Genomic DNA, 17715 nt, shown 5'->3' on the forward strand with positions numbered 1-17715 from the left:
CGCACCTCAGCTCCGGTTTCTCTCGCCTCATGCCCGCAATTACCACAGACCTGCCCGCCCTCGCCCAATCCATCAAGGATTGGGGCCGCGAGCTGGGCTTTCAGCAAGTCGGCATCAGCGGCCTCGACCTGGCCGAGCATGAGCAGCACCTGGAGCGCTGGCTTGCGGCCGGCTATCACGGCGAAATGGACTACATGGGCGCCCACGGCAGCAAACGCTCACACCCGGAAGAGCTGGTGCCCGGCACGCTTCGGGTGGTTTCCCTACGCATGGACTACCTGCCGGGCGACACCGAAATGGCCAAACGTCTGGCACAACCGGAAAAAGCCTACGTCTCGCGTTATGCCTTGGGCCGCGATTACCACAAATTGATCCGTAAACGCGTGCAACAACTGGCCGATAAAATTCAGGCCGAGATCGGCCCGTTTGGTTTCCGTGCCTTCGTCGACAGCGCGCCGGTGCTGGAAAAAGCCATCGCGGAACAGGCCGGTCTTGGATGGATCGGCAAAAATACCCTGGTCTTGAATCGCAAGGCTGGCAGTTATTTCTTTCTCAGCGAACTGTTTGTCGACCTGCCGCTGCCGGTTGACCCGCCACACAGCACCGAACATTGCGGCCGTTGCACCGCATGCCTCGACATCTGCCCGACCAACGCCTTCGTCGGTCCTTATGTACTCGACGCCCGACGCTGCATTTCCTACCTGACCATCGAACTGAAAAGCGCGATCCCGGAAGATTTGCGACCACTGATTGGCAATCGGGTGTTCGGTTGCGATGACTGCCAGATCGTCTGCCCGTGGAACCGCTTCGCACGCCCCACTGGAGAAAGCGATTTCAAACCACGACACAATCTGGACAACGCGGAGCTGGCAGAGCTGTTCATGTGGGATGAGGAAAAGTTTCTCAGCAACACCGAAGGTTCGCCGTTACGCCGAGCGGGTTACGAGCGCTGGCTGCGAAACCTGGCGGTAGGGCTGGGGAACGCGCCGTCGAGCATTCCTGTGCTGGAAGCGTTGAAGGCCCGCAGGGATTACCCGTCGGAGTTGGTGCGTGAGCATGTGGAGTGGGCGCTGAAGCAACATGAGCTGCGCGCTGGCAGCCATGGAACGAGCCCTTAGCGATGCAAGTTTATCCACTTGGCACTTCGCCCCTTCCCAGTTGATTCAATTAACCCTTCAGCTTTCAATGAACGCAAAACCATACGCACGGTGTCACGACTCACGCCAGGGCAAGCCTCTTCAAGCTCAGTAATCGAAAACGGTAGGGTGCGCTTCAATGCCTCAACTCGAACTCGATCGCTTTTGCCTCCATGGCGCTTATCGATCTTACCGACACGCTCCTCAAACTCCTTGTAAGCGCGAAGTAGCGCGCCCCAGAAATAGTTGAGCCATGGCTGAACATCGTGCCTGCCTTCATGCCAACCTTGAGAGCTGACCTCAAGTGTTTCGTAATAGCTTTCCTTTGAGTCCTCGAAGATCCGTTCAAGGCTGATAAAACGGCCTACGCGATAATCAAACTGGTAAAGCAACAACAAAGTAAGCAGGCGAGCTACACGCCCGTTGCCATCTGAGAAAGGGTGTATGCAGAGAAAGTCGAGAATACTCAGAGGGACCAATACGAGCGGGTCTGCCAGATTCTGATCCAGTACTCTGCGGTACTGCGTGACCATATCGACCATTGCAATGGGTGTCAGATGTGCAGCTACCGGTTGAAAGCGAACACGCGAACTGCCATCCAGATGGCGCTCGATGATGTCATTGTTCGTTGCTTTCCACTCCCCGCCATCCTGCGGTAGATAGCGATAAAGCATGCCGTGCAACTGCCGAATGACGCCCTCGGAGAATGGCATCCCCTCTGCCGCTTCATGGATAAGAGAAAGCGCATCGCGGTAACCCGCAATTTCTTGCTCGGAGCGACTTTTCGGGTCGGCATTTTTGATAATCAACGACTTCAAACGACTTGGCGATACAACCACCCCCTCCAATCGGTTCGATGACTCTGCGGACTCGATGACTGCAAGCTGCTTCAGGTCCTGAAGAATTTCTGGGGATTGGGAAACGAACAATTGTTGCTTGCCACGATACTCACCGAGAGCCCGCAACGTCGCGACCTGCAATCCGTTGTAGCGAAGTGTTGAGAGAAATTCGGGAGTGAGTGACCGCATATATGTTTTACCTGCCAAATAGGGTAATTCAAGCACTAAACAGGGTAATTCAATAACGCACCACCCCATTTATGGACTTTTTACCCTATTTTCACTGAAGAGCCTAAGCGACTTCCTCGACAGGATATTTCGAACACACACTTATCCGACCATGCCACCCCGCTGAAATCAGGCTTCGTCGTTGTAAACGAATTTCGGCATTTCCCAGTGAAAACGGATTGCCAGTAACCGCAACAGGAAGCCGCCAAACAAGGTGATGAGAATCGCCTGTTCGCCGGGCAATTGCAGGTAAATGCAGAGCATGTAGCACCACGCCGCAGCAAACGAGACGCTGGCGTAGAGTTCGCGGCGGAAGATCAGCGGGATGTCGTTGCAGAAGATGTCGCGCAGGATGCCGCCGAAAACCCCGGTGATCACACCGCTGACGGACGCTACGAGCATGCCGTGGCCCATTTCCAGCGCGGTCATGCAGCCGATCAGGGTGAACGCCACCAGGCCCACGGCGTCGAGCACCAGAAACAGCGAGCGCAGATGGCGCATCCAGCGTGCAGCGAAGACCGTGAACATCGCCGCCACTGAGGTCAGCACCAGGTATTCCGGGTGTTTGACCCACGTCAGCGGATAGTGGCCGAGCAGCACGTCACGCACCGAACCCCCACCCAAAGCCGTGACGCAAGCAATCAGCACCACGCCAAACCAGTCCATCCCGCGACGGCCGGCAGACAGGGCACCGGTCATGGCTTCGGCGGTAATGGCGATCAGGTAAAGCATCAGCAACATGGCGGCGGTCCTTGCAGGAAGGCGCGCAGTCTAGCCATTTAGTCGCGGCACCAAAAGAGGGCGAGACCGACACAATCCCATGCAGGAGCTGCCGCAAGCTGCGATCTTTTGATCTTAAAAAATCAAAGTCAAAAGATCGCAGCCTGCGGCAGCTCCTACACAGGGACCGTAGCCCGCAGTCAGAACTTGATGAAATGCTTGCGGTAGTGCTGCAGCTCGGCGATCGATTCGCGAATGTCGTCCAGGGCCAGGTGAGTGCTGCCCTTTTTGAAGCTGTCGCGCACGTCCGGCGCCCAGCGTGCGGCCAACTCTTTAAGGGTCGAGACGTCGAGGTTGCGGTAGTGGAAGAAGCTTTCCAGGGATTTCATGTGGGTATAAAGGAAGCGACGATCCTGGCAGATGCTGTTGCCGCAGATCGGCGACTTGCCCTTCGGCACCCATTGTTCCAGGAAGGCGATGGTCTCGGCTTCGGCTTCGGCCATGCTGATACGGCTGTCGCGAACGCGCTGAGTCAGCCCGGAGCCGCCGTGTTGACGGGTGTTCCACTCGTCCATGCCGGCGAGAATTTCGTCGCTGTGATGGATGGCGATCACCGGACCTTCGGCCAAGGTGTTCAGGTCACTGTCAGTGACGATGGTGGCCATTTCGATGATGACGTCGGTATCAGGGTTCAGACCAGTCATTTCCAGGTCGATCCAGATCAGATTCTGCGGGTTTTGCATGTGTCGGCTCCTAGGCAATGCTGCGCAGTTTAGCCTAGGCAGCCGGCCGGGCGTGCTAAACTCGCGGCCGTTTTACCTAATCGCTGCATTCTTGATACGGAACACCCATGGCCAAACGCCAACTCAATCGTCGTCAAAACTGGCGCATCGAAAAGATTCAGGGCGAACGCGCTGCCCGCGCCGCCAAACGCGAGTCCTCGGCTGTCGAGGCACTTGAGGGTGGCGATCTGGGTCCGGAACAAACGGGCCTGGTGATCGCGCACTTCGGTGTGCAGGTCGAAGTCGAAGCCCTCGATGGCGATTTGGCCGGCCAGGTGTTCCGCTGTCACTTGCGCGCCAACCTGCCGGCGCTGGTGACCGGCGATCAGGTGGTCTGGCGTGCCGGCAACCAGGGCATCGGTGTGATCGTGGCGCAACTGCCGCGCAAAACCGAACTCTGCCGTCCGGACAGCCGTGGTCAGCTCAAACCAGTAGCGGCCAACGTCGACATGATCGTCATCGTCTTCGCGCCACTGCCCGAGCCTCACGCCAACTTGATCGACCGCTATCTGGTCGCTGCTGAGCACGCTGGGATTCGTCCGCTGCTGTTGCTCAACAAGTTCGACCTGATCGACGAGCAGAACGCCCCGGCGTTGAATGCCTTGCTGGCGGTTTACCGCACGCTGGGTTACCCGGTGCTGGAAGTCTCGGCGCACCACGGCAACGGCATGGAGCAACTTCAAAAACAATTGGACGGGCGCATCAGCGTGTTCGTCGGCCAGTCCGGCGTCGGCAAGTCGTCGCTGGTCAACAGCCTGTTGCCTGAAGTCGAAGCCCGTGTCGGCCCGTTGTCCGAGTTGTCCGGCCAGGGCACTCACACCACCACCACCGCGCGGTTGTTCCACTTCCCCGGTGGCGGTGAGTTGATCGACTCCCCGGGTATCCGCGAATTCGGCCTGGGCCACGTCAGCCGTGCCGACGTTGAAGCCGGCTTCATCGAGTTCAACGACCTGATCGGCACCTGCCGCTTCCGCGACTGCAAGCACGACCGCGAGCCGGGTTGCGCCCTGCTCAAGGCGCTGGAAGAAGGCCGCGTACAGCAGCAACGGATGAACAGCTATCGTTCGATCATCGCCAGCCTGCCCGAAACCAGCTACTAAACAGACGCGCCCGCTGCCTCGACACTGACGGGGCGGCGCGCCGCTTGTAGCATCCTACAAATATCCTCACCACTTAAACGTCAGAAACTTCTGTAAGGCTCCTTCACGCCTGCTTGTAGGGGAATTCTCTTTATCCGTGCGGGTCTTGTTGCGACCACTCAAGTGCATACATTCGAGCCCTCTTCGCATTTTGGCGATACCGAGGGATACCCATGCAAACCTATCATTTGTTCATCAGCCATTCGTGGAACTACCCCCACGCCCACGACAACCTCGTGCGGCTGCTCAACGCTAAACCCGGCTTCACGTTCAAAAATTTTTCGGTGCCGCCGGACAACCCGATCATCGGCGCGAAAACCGACAAACAGCTGGAAGAAGCCATCGAAAACAAAATCCGGCCCTGCTCGGCAGTGCTGATCATGGCGGGGATGTATTCGACCTACAGCAAGTGGATCAACAAGGAAATCGAGATCGCCAGGCGTATGGGCAAGGTGATCATTGCGGTGAAGCCGTTTGGTGCGGAGCGGATTTCTACCGTGGTGCGCCGGGCAGCACACGCGGAGTGTGCGTGGAACACCAACAGCATCATCAGTGCCATTCGCACTCACGCGGCGGGTTGAACCATGCGCAAGGGATTGTTCATCGGGATCAACAACTACAACCATGTTTCCCAATTGAGTGGCTGTAGCAACGACGCGATGGCCATGGCGTCAGTACTGAAAACCGACGCCGACGGAGACCCGAACTTCAAGAATATCGTGCTGACCTCAGCCGAAGATTACCTAGGCCGCGAGGTACTCGAAGGCCATATCCAGGATTTGTTTTCCGGGGACTGTGATGTTGCTCTGCTGTATTTCGCCGGCCACGGCAATTTCGACACCGATACCGACGAAGGCATGCTGCTTCCCCAGGACTACAAGTCAGCCAAGGACGGGATACGGCTCAGTGACATTCTGAACTGGGCCACCAAAGCTACTAAAATCAAAAACAAAGTCATCATTCTCGATTGCTGCCAAGGCGGCGCTGCCGGTGAAATGCGGGCCCTGCGTAGCGAAAGTAGCGTGATTGGCGAGGGAATGACCATTCTCACTGCCTGTAAAAAAGAACAGCCGGCAATGGAAGGTTCAAGTCACGGCATCTTCACCGGGCTGTTGCTGCAGGCACTGCACGGTGGCGCCGCCAATATTCTGGGGAAAATCACCCCCGGCAGCCTCTATTCCTTTGTCGACAACGCGCTCGATGCCTGGGAACAACGGCCTGTTTTCAAGACCAATGTGTCTCAGTTCATTTCATTGCGTGAGGTCTCGCCACTGATCCCCAAAGAAATACTGCGCAAGCTCCCCGACTGGTTCGCCGAGGCAGAATCGGTGTTCCCGCTCGACCCAAGCTACGAACCCACCGAAACATCGTTCTATCCAGACCACGGCGATGTTTTCGCCCAACTGCAAAAGTGCAACCGTCACAGCCTGATCGAACCGGTGGACGCCGAGCACATGTACTACGCCGCCATCAACTCCACCAGCTGCCGCCTGACCGCCCTCGGCGCCTATTACCGCGAACTCGCGATCAAAGGACATTTCTGATGCCCGTATTCATCAGCTACCGCCATAGCGATCGGCCCCACGCCATCGCCATTAACACCCGTCTTATTCAAGCCAACATCAAGACCTACTTCGACGTGCTGGATCCGGAATCACAAACCACTGAAGACATCACCGGGGTCATCACCCGCAACATCACCGCGTGCACACACTTGCTCGCCGTGATTTCGGAGAACACCGCACAGTCCTGGTGGGTTCCGTTCGAAATCGGAGAAGCGACCATCAGCAATCGCCGCATCTGCTCGTACCAGGTTGGCCCCAGCGCTTTACCGTTGTACCTCGACAAATGGCCGAAACTGAGCGGCGAAACGGACATCAATTTTTTCATTGATGCTTATCGTGAGGAGGTGATAACCAAACGCTCGATAGGACTGGAATCGATCAGTGAGTCGGTTCGCAGCATCTACAAAGGAAATGCAGACCTGTTCCACGACCAACTCAAGAACCGCATCCGACGCGGTTTCTGACAGACACAAAAAAGCCGCGATGATCGCGGCTTTCTGGTCTTCAGCATTCAGGACTGCGACGTCTTGCATGCGCTGAGCTGTTGACGCACTGCATATGATGCTGTTGAGCAATAACCGCTCAGCCAACAAATCTTACGTCCCAAAATTGGCGTTACAGAGCCCTCTCGGCCAAATAACAGGATTTTTGCACGCTATCAGCGCTAGTGATACCGTGCGAAAAAAATGAATTTATTGAGGCTGAAGGCTACTTGAATGGTCTTGATCAAGCGGTCGCCATCCACCCTTTTGTAACCTTCAGGGTTTGACGCAGGCTCAGCGAGCACCATTTTCTGTCTGATCAATTGCGTGAAGCGAACAACCCTTCTGAGCATTTAACAGGGCTCTGGAGGACTGCCGAGCCCAATATAGATTAGGGCTTAATGAATTGACCGACGGGCGCGAGGTATTGAGAAAGACAGGTATGAGAGTGATGTTCATCACGTCCGGCACCGAATGCCATTCTTAGAACCTTGTCATATTTTTCCGCAGCCACAAGGGACTGAGCGTGTATGAGCTTCGTGCTGATATGCGGGAAACCGTATATTTGGATTGTTTTCAGAATGATCGACTCGACACATTCCACGCGCTGGAAAAGTATCTGCTTTGCTCTATCTGACTGCGACATCAAGATACCCACGAGTGCGCGCTTGTCACCCGTGGTAAATGAGTAAGGTTGCTGATTTTGATAGAGGGAGAAGGCATGCATCAACAACAAAAGCTCGCCACCATCGATGCTGTCGATTTGAAGCAATTCGTCCATGAAATCCAAGTCTTCATCGGCCGCACCAAGCACGCGGCATGAATGGACGAGACTACAAAGCCGATCATAGGATTGGTAGCTGCCGACGCGCCTGGATACGCACTTTTCCACATCATTTAAGTAGAGAGAGTGCTTGGCACTGTCTAGAACGTAGCAATCAGCAAGTCCACACTGAAAAACTGATAAAGCTTCTTCAATCAAGTCACATTGAGCTAGCTTTACCAATATGTCGTTGTCGGTGAGGAGAATCATTTATGCGATCAGTTTCCGCAGTAAATGCTCGCTGTCGTCTTTGAGATTCTCTCGAAGCTGCCGGAAAACAAAATCTGTAACCATCGCCTGATCAGTGCTTTCTCCAGCGATGAAATTTGCGGCAGAAACACACAGTGCAAATATGCTCTTGTTGTTATGAGCGCAATTCAAAACGATATGCGTAGGATCGATTTGATGGTCTTTTCCATACTGCATTGCCATTCGCGCCAGCACAGGTGCTTTGACCAGCTGCTGAAGCTTTAAATTGCCATGAGCATTACCGGTCAATAACTGAATCGCAAACTGGTCTGCGGCAAGTTCGTCGGCATCTTTGTCTAGCGCGTCGCCTTCCTTGATTTCATCATCGACAATCGTTCCATTTGCACCGACATGACCCAAGGCAATATGCCCAAGCTCATGTGCCAAATGGAAAAGCAAGAAACCGCTTTTTCGATTGTTAGAAAGGACGATCGATGGCCGGCCATTGATCGCCATGGCGATGCCATCCATTTTCCGGCCGAGCAGAGGTGTAGCCAAGTGGATAACTGGGATGCCAATGCTCCAACAATAGTCGAGCAACGCAGACAAGCCCACCCAAGGAGCCCCCGACGAAAGAAAGTGCTCCCGAATCGCCAGTGCGTCCGGTGGAGGCGGAGCGAATTGAGTATCGAGCGCAGAAAGCGCGAGGCGCGAGGCGCTACGAGCCAAGGCAACCGCAAGATTCACGTCTGATTCAGAGGTTTTGGCAGACTTTTTAAATCGCTTATCTGCCGGTAAATCGAATTCAATCCGGGGAGGCGTTTCACTGAAAGGACGCATACGCAGGCTTAATGCCTTGGCTAAATAAACCTTGGCTTGCTGCACACCTGACGGCGACGCCTCTACCTCATCTGTCCACCAGTCAGGCAGCAGAAGAGCGAGCTTTTTTTTCGAAATGCCCTGTTTGTCTAAGGCGGAGTAAAGACTTTGAACTGTGGTCATAGATCCTTCCTCCCTAGAATGGCATCACATGAAACGGGTAGCTCAAGCAGTAGACATCATGTCTTGCCGCAAAACTCACGGGACAGTATAGATTCTTTGTAGCAGTTGCAAGGTATGCAGAGATACAGACCGTGTTGCTCATCGGAGTCAGCCAGCGCCCCTGCCGGAACACAGGTTCTGGTGGCACCTCCCCCCTTTTTTAGCCGGTTTCCACAGGTCAAAAAAAGCCGCGAATACCGCGGCTTTCTGATCTTCAGCGCGTTGCCTTTTCCAGCTTCCAGCCCAGCGCATCCAAGGCGTCGCAGCCGTCCTGAATCAACATATGCGCAGCATTGGCGAAATGCTCCAGGTCGTGTCCTTCGGCTTCTTTGACGCACAGGCAGGTGACGCTGTTAAGCAGATTACGCGCGGCTTTGAGTCGGTGGACGGCGGTTTCAAGAAGGTCGGAAGCACGGGCTTCAGTGTCGATGTATAGCGTCGGGTCGACGCTAAAGTTGCCTTGGAGCGGGTGAAATTTAGGCATGACTTGAATCTCATCTGATTGGTGAAACTCCCACCCTTTCGTGGCTAAACGAATTGGGGTGGTAGCTGTACGCGGGTTAGCCAACCGGACAGATGAACCCGGCACACCCGAAGGTGTCCCACGCACAGCCACCATAGACATGTAGATGTCAGGCAGCAAAAAGCGCCGCGATTATACGGGCGCTTGTGCATCATCTGTTACGACTGGCTAAAGTCGATCACCGATTCGTCGGCGACGGACAAACTATAGGCGAGCCTTAAGCGAAGAAAAACCCGGTTTATACGTCTCGGAGACTTCCTACACCTTTCTCGGACATGCCCTCATTCCATGATTTTTACCGCAATCGGTCGGACTTAAATTCATTCTTACAGGCACAAAAAAGCCGACATCGCTGTCGGCTTTTTCATGGGTCACTGCTTGGGTGGATCACCCGGTTTCGGTGTCGGGTTGTCGAACAGGTTCAACCGCTCGCGAAGTTCGTGCGCCGGCAACGGTTCTTTATCCGCCGGCAACGCATTCGGATCGGCTGGCGTGACGGGCACTTCGCCCGGGCCGCCCTGCCCTTGCGCCGGCTCTGGAGCCGGTTCCGTACCTTGCGAACCTTCGATGGCACGCTGGGCTTTCTTGGTCAGTACCACGATGTCGATACGGCGGTTGACCGGATTGAACGGGTGCTCGCGATCGAACAGTGCTGACGAGGCATAACCGACGACACGCGCCACCTGCGCATCCGGATAGCTGCCGGCAACCAGCGCACGACGTGCCGCGTTGGCACGGTTGGCCGAGAGTTCCCAGTTACCAAAGTCACCGGTGCCCGTGTACGGCTTGGCATCGGTGTGGCCGCTGATGCTGATCTTGTTCGGCACCGCTTTGATGGTGTCGGCCATGGCCAGCAGGATGTCTTCGAAGTACGGCTTCAGACGAGCACTGCCGGAGTCGAACATCGGCCGGTTTTCGGCGTCCACGATCTGGATGCGCAAACCGTCCGGCGTGATTTCGAAACTGATCTGGTCTTTGAATTTCTTCAGCTGCGGGTTCTCTTCAACCTTGGTCTGCAGTTCTTGCAGCAACAACTCGAGACGTTCCTTCTCGACCTGCTCGGCCATGCCTTCAACCTGCTCGGCGTCGATGGTCACCTTGTCGGGCTGCGGCTGAGATTTCACCTCGGGGTTGAGGGTGTTCTCCGGCGCCAGGGTCGGCGTACCGCCCAGGTCGATGATGTACGGCGTGCCGCTTTCGGAAAAGCCGACCGGGTCCTTGAAGTAACCGGCGATGGCGATCTTCTGTTCAGGCGTTGCGGTGGACAGCAGCCACAGCACCAGGAAGAACGCCATCATCGCCGTCGCGAAGTCCGCGAAGGCGATTTTCCAGGCGCCCCCGTGATGCCCGCCGGCGATGCGCTTGACGCGCTTGATGATTATCGGCTGGTTATTTTCCATGACTTAGCGACCGCGAACCGCTTGTTCCAGCTCAGCGAAGCTAGGACGATGCGCCGGGTACAGAACCTTGCGACCGAACTCTACCGCCAGCGATGGCGGCATGCCGGAAGCCGAAGCCACCAGCGAGGCCTTGATGGCTTCGTAGACGTTCAGTTCTTCCTTGGCATCGTGGGCCAGGGAATGGGCCAGCGGACCGAAGAAACCGTACGCCGCGAGAATACCGAAGAAGGTACCGACGAGTGCCGCACCGACGTGCAGGCCGATGGATTTCTGATCGCCTTCACCCAGGGAAGCCATGGTCACCACAATACCGAGTACCGCCGCGACGATACCGAAACCGGGCATGGCGTCGGCAATACCGTTCACCGCATGGGACGGATGCTCGAGGTCTTCCTTGAGGCTGTAAAGCTCCATGTCGAACAGGCCTTCAAGCTCATGGGGAGCCATGTTGCCGGAGGACATGATGCGCAGGTAATCGCAGATGAATGCGGTCATGCGTTCGTCTTTGAGCACAGCCGGGTACTTGGCGAAAATCGGGCTCGCGGCGGCATCTTCAATGTCGCCTTCGATCGCCATCATGCCTTCGCGGCGGCTCTTGTTGAGGATCTCGTAGATCAGGCCCAGCACTTCCAGATAGAACGTGTGGTTGAAACGCGAACTGAACATGCCCAAGGATTTCTTGAGCACGTGCAGGGTCATGTAACCGGGGTTGGCCTGCAGAAATGCACCGAGTGCCGCACCACCAATAATCATCACCTCGAAGGGCTGAATCAGGGCGGCAATTTTGCCGTGGGAGAGCACGTATCCGCCGAGCACGCTCGCGAATACGACGATGATGCCGATAATTTTAGCCATAGGTAGGAGAGCACTTACTGAGTCGGGTTCAAGGTCATATTCGGAAGTTAAAAAATCTCTTCTTCTACTTATCGGCAAAACTGCGCCAGACTATAGCCAGTTCAGGCGAAAAGCCAATTTGGCCCGCTCCGGGCATAGGTAATGCAGACGATGATCGCGTCCAACCATGGCTAACGAAACGAACGTTCCAACTCCAAAACCAACCACTCTCGAAGGCTGGGTCAAGCTTCTCGATGGCGTGCGCCTGCCCGTTCCGCAAGCCAGTCATGACCGTGTCTGCAAGGCCATCGCCAACAGTCGCAGCTCTTTGCGCGATATCGCCGAACTGATACAGGACAGCCCCGCGCTGGCCTTGAGCGTGATTCGCGAAGCCAATCGTCACACCCATGGCAGCATGACCGAGCCTGCGGAAAACCTTGAGGTGGCGATCAATCGCCTCGGTTTGAAGCGCACCGAAGAACTGCTCGCCCGCCTTCCCGCCGTGCCTCAGTTAGACACTCCGATCGCCCTGCGTCAGCTGCAGCTGATCAGCCAGCACGCGACCCAACAGGCCAACGGTTTTTTCGCCAGTCGCCTGGCGCGGCTGTGGCAAGACATCCATTGGGGCAGCCTGCTGTTTCTCTCGCCCCTCTGGCCGATGGCGTTGACCCATCCGCAGTTGCTCGAAGAGTGGGAGCTGCGGGTCATGCATAAAGGCGAGTCGGCGCGCAAAGTTGAAAAGCAATTGTTCGGCGTACGCCTGCTGGATATCTGCCTGGCGCTCGTGGACATCTGGCGCCTGCCGATCTGGGTGCAGCAGGGTTATCGGCTGCTGCTCAACGAGCAGCGTGAGCTGGTGAAAGTCCTGCGCATCGCGCGCGACAGCGATCATCCATTGCGCCAGCAGAACCGCCTCGATGACGATCCGACCCTGCGCCGCTGGCTCAATCAACCGGCCAATACGGTGCTGCTGGCCAACGGTCTGGCGCTGTCGGCGCAACAGGCCTGGGACAGTCCGCACAGCGAACGCTGGCAGTACCTGACCAGCCTTTACCTGCAAATGCCGATGGACGAAGTGCAGCAGCAGTTGCACGAACAGGCCGCCAATAGCGCCCGTCATCATGCGATGCCAGACCTTTGGCACCCGGCCGTTTCACTGATCTGGCCGTGGGGCATGAACCGCGTGCACGCGGGCTTGCTGCCGGCCCCGGCACCGACTGCCGAAGACCTGGCGAAATGGCGCAGACAATGTGCAGAGTTGCTGGTCGAGCCGAGTCGCTTCACCAATGCCATGCACTTGACCACGTCTGCCCGGGACGCTTTGGTCGCGTGCGGCATGCGTCGGGTGATGATCCTGATGGCCGACCGCACCCATGACAATCTGCGAGTGCACCAGACGGCCGGGCTGCCAAAAGAAGTGGCCGGTCTGAACTTCGTCGTCAGCCAGAGCACCGTGCTGCAACGCCTGCTCTCGCAGCAGGCCCAGGTACGCCTGACGCCGGCCAACAACGCGCAATTTTCGGCCCTGTTACCGGCCAGCCTGCGCTCACAGTTCGGCGGCGAACACTTGCTGTTGCGCTCACTGGTCAATAATGGTCGGGTGATCATGATTGTGGTGGCGGATCAGGGCGGCGGGCCGTTCTCGGAAATCACCGTGCAAGCCTTCGGCAAAACCGCGCAGTGCATCGAGAAAGCCCTGCACAGCTTTAGTCACCGCGGCCAATGACGCTGCTATACAATCCTCCCCTTTGTGTTCTGGAGACCTCACATGTCTGACTTCTCTGGCTTGCCGCTGGTGATCGAGCCGAGCGACTTGCTCGCCCGTCTCGACTCCCGCGAACTGATTCTGGTGGACCTGACCAGCAGCGCCCGCTATGCCGAAGGGCATATCCCTGGTGCGCGTTTTGTCGATCCGAAACGCACACAACTCGGTCAGGCGCCTGCGCCGGGCCTGATGCCGTCGCAAGCGGCACTCGAAACGTTGTTCGGTGAGCTGGGACACAACCCCGATGCGGTCTACGTGGTCTATGACGACGAAGGCGGCGGTTGGGCCGGGCGCTTTATCTGGCTGCTGGATGTCATCGGCCACAGCAAGTACCACTATGTCGACGGCGGCCTGAAAGCCTGGCTGGCAGAAGGTTTGCCCATGTCGATCCAGATCCCGGCAGCGGTCGGCGGCCCGGTTGCGTTGACCTTGCACGACGAACCCACTGCCACCCGCGAGTACCTGCAAAGCCGTCTAGGTGCCGCCGACCTGGCGATCTGGGACGCACGTGGGCCTCTGGAGTACTCCGGCGAGAAAGTCCTGGCGGCCAAGGCCGGGCACATTCCCGGCGCGGTCAATTTCGAATGGACCGCGGGCATGGATCAGACGCGCAACCTGCGCATCCGCACCGACATGCCGCAGATCCTGGAAAAACTCGGGATCAGCAAAGACAAAGAAGTGATTACCCACTGCCAGACTCACCATCGTTCTGGCTTCACCTATCTGGTGGCCAAATCCCTCGGTTATCCGCGGGTCAAAGGCTACGCCGGTTCCTGGGGCGAATGGGGCAACCACCCCGATACGCCCGTAGAGATTTAAGGTTTTTAAGGACAGTTAATGAATAAGCGTTTGTTTATCCTCAGCCAATACCTGCTGCCCCATCACCTGCTGTCGCGACTGGCCGGCTGCATTGCCGAATGCCGCGTGCGCTGGTTCAAAAACGCGTTTACCGCGTGGTTCGCCAAGCGTTATCAGGTGGACATGTCGCAGGCGCTGGTCGAAGACCTGACGGCCTACGAGCATTTCAATGCGTTCTTCACTCGCGCCTTGAAGGACGGCGCTCGCCCGCTGGACGAGACGCCAGGCGCGATTCTCAGCCCGGCCGACGGCGCGGTCAGCCAACTTGGCCCGATCGAACACGGTCGCGTGTTCCAGGCCAAGGGCCACAGCTTCAGCGTGCTGGAATTGCTGGGCGGCGACGCTGCCAACGCAGCGCCGTTCATGGGCGGTGATTTCGCGACTATTTATCTGTCGCCGAAGGACTACCACCGCGTACACATGCCGCTGGCCGGCACCCTGCGCGAGATGGTCTACATCCCGGGCCGGATCTTCTCGGTCAACCAGACCACCGCTGAAAACGTTCCGGAACTGTTCGCCCGCAACGAGCGTGTGGCGTGCATTTTCGACACCGAGCGCGGGCCGATGGCCGTGGTGCTGGTGGGTGCAATGATCGTTGCGTCGATCGAAACCGTTTGGGCCGGGTTGGTCACGCCGCCGAAACGCGAGCTGAAAACCTTCCGCTACGACGAAGCTGCCCGTGCGCCGATCCATTTGGAGAAAGGTGCAGAACTCGGTCGGTTCAAACTGGGTTCGACCGCTGTCGTGCTGTTCGGGCCTGATCAAGTGAAGTGGGCTGAAGAACTGGCGGCCGGTTCGCCGGTGCAGATGGGCCAGGGCATGGGTCTGGCAAAAGCCTGATCCCTGATCCGACCCCGCGAACGTCTTCGCGGGGTCGGACATTTCGGTGGTGCCGTTACTCTATCTGTCCACGGAAGCCGATCGGCCCTTCGTTGGCGTAGGTATTGGTGCCACTGAGGTTTTTCCCTCCATCGCTGGAGGTCACGCTCAACGCCACAACGTTCTGATTATCCCGACCTCCGATGACCCATTTGCCACCCGGATGCCACGGGGCATCGTTGCCGCCCCATTGATTTTCAACGTTGTACTGGTTCTGGCCCGTGCGTTGAGCCTTGAAACCAATGGGACCTTCACCCGCATACGTCATGGTGCCGGTGAAACTCTTCCCGCCATCGCCCGATTTGATCTCGATCGCGACAACGTTCTGGTTGTCCCGCGCGCCTAGCGTCCAGTCTCCGCCCGGATGCCAGGGTGCCGAACTACCGCCCCATTGATTTGCCACTACATATCTAGACATAAACTTCATCTCCTTGAAGTTACAAAGAGACCTGCCCTGCGTAGGCAGCAGGCCGTACGACTGTGCGTATCCAGTCGCACGACTGTCAGATTAGTAGTACGCCCGGAGGGCATTCGACTGACAGACAAACGGTAGAAATCCATAGCTGCTACAGTCAGGTCATTCACTGCCCATTTACCGGTTGGAGTTTTTCCACGGCATGAATGAGACCAGCCCCCACCTGTTGCTACGCGCCCCGATCCCGACGCAGTTGCGCCTGTCGTTCTGTGAAGCCACCCCGCGTGATCTCAAGCGCTGGATCGCCAATCTCCCCAAAGCCAACATCGGCGAAACCGCTCGTCAGCTGTATCAAGGCTTGAGCGAACTCAACCAGCTGCTCACGCCCAGCGACAATCGCCTGCAATTGCTCGAACTGCTGCGGCCCGAGGTGTATTACGTCTGCAAACACCTTGAGCAGCATTTCCTGCATCAGTCGATTGTCCTCGACGAGCGTTCCCGCAAGATCGCCAACCTCTGCCAGGCGCTGCAAAGTCACTTGGCCATTGGTTATAAACAGATCGTCGTGCGCATCACACCGACATTCAGCAAGGACCGTGCGCCGCTGCTGACCCAGGCGCTGCAACGGGCGATCCATTGCCTGAACGGGCCGTTGATTCGCGCTACCAAACTTTATTGCCCAGTGCCGGAAGGCCTGTGGCTGGAGCTGCATCAGCTCTACCGGATCGCCTGCGCGCACCGGCTCGAGCACACGAGCCTGCGCGATGAGCTGGCCAGCCAGACACAAAACCTGAGCATCGAACAGACTTACGTGGTCGCCTTGCTGCTGGGCGCCTCACGCTGCAACCAACTGCGCCAGCACCAGATTGCCCGGGTTGCCGAGGTGCTGGAGCCCTGGAGCCAATGGATCAAGCTGCAACCCGACAAACCGGCCACCGGGCTGTTTGCCGTCGTGTCAGACCTCGACACCGGACCGCGTTACCGCGCCAAGTTCCGGGCCGAGCAGCAAGAGAGCTTGTTGGGGATTGATCCGCAGCCGTTGGTCGCGGCGATTGAAGCTCATTTGCAAAAAAATGACAGTTCATCGCCGCTGCCCGTGCCAGCAGGGTTAAGCCTGGATACGTTGCAACACCTTCATGCCGCCTGGGGCCAGACGGCCGAGCGCAGTTTCCAGCGCACCGTCGGCCAAGGCACGTTGACCCTGTGCATAGGCATGAGTGCGCTGCACTTTTATCTGGGTGGGCAACGCTCATTCAGCGACATCCTGAAAAACCACGGCGCCCGGCCTGCACAATTTTCGGTAACGTCGGCGTCCGGCCGGGAAAAGGACCAATGGCACCAGGCCTTCGACGCCGCTCCCCAAGGCAATGCAGATGCTCTATTGCCCTACGAAGAGATCGAATACCCGCAGCTTCAGAATGACGACAGCCACGAAGCATCCGACCGCAATCAGCACTTCCCGACCCATGTCCTGTCAGTGGTCAATCACAGCCCCGGCGGTTACTGCCTGGCCTGGCGCGCTGCTGTGCCGGCCGAGTTACAGGCGGGTGAGATGGTCGGTATCGAGGATTCTGCCGGTCAGGGCTGGAGCATCGCGGTGGTGCGCTGGATCCGCCAGGTGCGCGGCGGCGGCACGCAGATAGGCGTCGAGCAGGTTGCGCCCTGCGCCGAGCCTTGCGGCCTGCAACTGGTGCGCACCCGTGATGACCACAGCCAATACCTTCGCGGTCTTTTGCTACCGGAGATCAGCGCCATCGACCTGCCCGCCACGCTGCTTGCCCCGCGCCTGCCCTTTCAGGAAGGCAGCAAAGTGCTGATCAACACCAACGGCCAGGAACGCCGAGCCGGGCTGGATCGGCGGGTGGCGAGTACCAACAGTTTCAATCAGTTCGCCTACCGCCCATTGGAGGCCACCAGAAACGACAACGCCGCGGAGAGCGGCGCTGAGGAGGATTTTGATTCGTTGTGGAAGTCGCTTTGAGGGTAATGCCGGTAACTGTGGCGAGGGAGCTTGCTCCCGTATGGACTGCGTAGCAGTCCTTTTTTGGGGCCGCTTCGCAGCCCAACGGGAGCAAGCTCCCTCGCCACAAGGTTCTT

18 protein-coding genes are annotated in these 17715 nt (G+C 57.4%); 9 read left to right on the forward strand and 9 right to left on the reverse strand.

Annotated elements, in window-relative coordinates; all coding sequences use genetic code 11:
• Positions 1-29 precede the first annotated feature (29 nt).
• Positions 30-1118: a tRNA epoxyqueuosine(34) reductase QueG gene (gene queG / locus KGB23_RS16095; RefSeq protein WP_223431783.1), complete on the forward strand. Its 1089-nt coding sequence runs from the start codon at positions 30-32 to the stop codon at positions 1116-1118.
• Here queG and KGB23_RS16100 read toward each other — a convergent pair.
• From KGB23_RS16100 to orn, 3 genes are all read right to left on the reverse strand, one after another.
• Positions 1115-2164 (reverse strand): Fic family protein, encoded by a 1050-nt coding sequence (locus tag KGB23_RS16100; RefSeq protein WP_223431784.1) that lies wholly within the window; start codon positions 2162-2164, stop codon positions 1115-1117. The genes queG and KGB23_RS16100 overlap by 4 nt on opposite strands.
• Positions 2165-2332: 168 nt before the next feature.
• The gene (locus KGB23_RS16105) at positions 2333-2944 is read right to left on the reverse strand and encodes a trimeric intracellular cation channel family protein (protein ID WP_008153267.1); all 612 of its coding nucleotides are present in this window, start codon (positions 2942-2944) and stop codon (positions 2333-2335) included.
• A gap of 179 nt (positions 2945-3123) precedes the next feature.
• Positions 3124-3666 carry an oligoribonuclease gene (gene orn / locus KGB23_RS16110; RefSeq protein WP_056746367.1) on the reverse strand — a complete coding sequence of 181 codons (543 nt, stop codon included), beginning with the start codon at positions 3664-3666 and terminating at the stop codon, positions 3124-3126.
• 107 nt (positions 3667-3773) lie between these two features.
• Here orn and rsgA point away from each other — a divergent pair, with 107 nt between their 5' ends.
• From rsgA to KGB23_RS16130, 4 genes are all read left to right on the forward strand, one after another.
• Positions 3774-4805 carry a small ribosomal subunit biogenesis GTPase RsgA gene (gene rsgA / locus KGB23_RS16115; protein WP_046056847.1) on the forward strand — a complete coding sequence of 344 codons (1032 nt, stop codon included), beginning with the start codon at positions 3774-3776 and terminating at the stop codon, positions 4803-4805.
• A 212-nt stretch (positions 4806-5017) separates the two neighbouring features.
• Positions 5018-5425 carry a TIR domain-containing protein gene (locus tag KGB23_RS16120; RefSeq protein ID WP_123369060.1) on the forward strand — a complete coding sequence of 136 codons (408 nt, stop codon included), beginning with the start codon at positions 5018-5020 and terminating at the stop codon, positions 5423-5425.
• 3 nt (positions 5426-5428) lie between these two features.
• Positions 5429-6388 (forward strand): caspase domain-containing protein, encoded by a 960-nt coding sequence (locus KGB23_RS16125; RefSeq protein ID WP_223431785.1) that lies wholly within the window; start codon positions 5429-5431, stop codon positions 6386-6388.
• Complete coding sequence (locus tag KGB23_RS16130) at positions 6388-6873, forward strand: toll/interleukin-1 receptor domain-containing protein (RefSeq protein WP_223431786.1); 486 nt, start codon at positions 6388-6390, stop codon at positions 6871-6873. Before KGB23_RS16125 ends, KGB23_RS16130 begins: the two co-directional genes overlap by 1 nt.
• Positions 6874-7282: 409 nt before the next feature.
• On the opposite strand, the gene KGB23_RS16135 is transcribed toward KGB23_RS16130, so the two are convergent.
• The 5 genes from KGB23_RS16135 to motA form a co-directional block, all read right to left on the reverse strand.
• The gene (locus tag KGB23_RS16135; protein WP_223431787.1) at positions 7283-7924 is read right to left on the reverse strand and encodes a hypothetical protein; all 642 of its coding nucleotides are present in this window, start codon (positions 7922-7924) and stop codon (positions 7283-7285) included.
• Positions 7925-8905, reverse strand: a complete 981-nt coding sequence (locus KGB23_RS16140) for an ImmA/IrrE family metallo-endopeptidase (RefSeq protein ID WP_223431788.1) — start codon at positions 8903-8905, stop codon at positions 7925-7927.
• Positions 8906-9158: 253 nt separating this feature from the next.
• On the reverse strand, positions 9159-9428 hold the full coding sequence (locus tag KGB23_RS16145) for a hypothetical protein (protein ID WP_223431789.1): 270 nt from the start codon (positions 9426-9428) through the stop codon (positions 9159-9161).
• Positions 9429-9838: 410 nt separating this feature from the next.
• Positions 9839-10867 (reverse strand): flagellar motor protein MotB, encoded by a 1029-nt coding sequence (gene motB, locus KGB23_RS16150; protein ID WP_223431790.1) that lies wholly within the window; start codon positions 10865-10867, stop codon positions 9839-9841.
• A 3-nt stretch (positions 10868-10870) separates the two neighbouring features.
• On the reverse strand, positions 10871-11722 hold the full coding sequence (gene motA, locus KGB23_RS16155; RefSeq protein ID WP_223431791.1) for a flagellar motor stator protein MotA: 852 nt from the start codon (positions 11720-11722) through the stop codon (positions 10871-10873).
• Positions 11723-11888: 166 nt separating this feature from the next.
• Between motA and KGB23_RS16160 the strand changes: the two genes are divergently transcribed.
• From KGB23_RS16160 to asd, 3 genes are read left to right on the forward strand one after another with little or no spacing between them, the layout of a single operon-like run.
• On the forward strand, positions 11889-13427 hold the full coding sequence (locus KGB23_RS16160; RefSeq protein WP_223431792.1) for an HDOD domain-containing protein: 1539 nt from the start codon (positions 11889-11891) through the stop codon (positions 13425-13427).
• A 42-nt stretch (positions 13428-13469) separates the two neighbouring features.
• Positions 13470-14285, forward strand: coding sequence for a rhodanese-like domain-containing protein (locus KGB23_RS16165; protein ID WP_223431793.1), 816 nt, complete (start codon positions 13470-13472; stop codon positions 14283-14285).
• 18 nt (positions 14286-14303) lie between these two features.
• Complete coding sequence (asd, locus tag KGB23_RS16170; RefSeq protein ID WP_046045706.1) at positions 14304-15164, forward strand: archaetidylserine decarboxylase; 861 nt, start codon at positions 14304-14306, stop codon at positions 15162-15164.
• A gap of 55 nt (positions 15165-15219) precedes the next feature.
• On the opposite strand, the gene KGB23_RS16175 is transcribed toward asd, so the two are convergent.
• Positions 15220-15621 (reverse strand): hypothetical protein, encoded by a 402-nt coding sequence (locus tag KGB23_RS16175; protein WP_042932429.1) that lies wholly within the window; start codon positions 15619-15621, stop codon positions 15220-15222.
• 199 nt (positions 15622-15820) lie between these two features.
• Here KGB23_RS16175 and KGB23_RS16180 point away from each other — a divergent pair, with 199 nt between their 5' ends.
• Positions 15821-17599, forward strand: a complete 1779-nt coding sequence (locus KGB23_RS16180; RefSeq protein ID WP_223431794.1) for a molecular chaperone — start codon at positions 15821-15823, stop codon at positions 17597-17599.
• Positions 17600-17715 lie beyond the last annotated feature (116 nt).

This window comes from Pseudomonas sp. GL-B-26 (genome assembly GCF_019947405.1).
In the GTDB taxonomy this organism is placed as follows: domain Bacteria; phylum Pseudomonadota; class Gammaproteobacteria; order Pseudomonadales; family Pseudomonadaceae; genus Aquipseudomonas.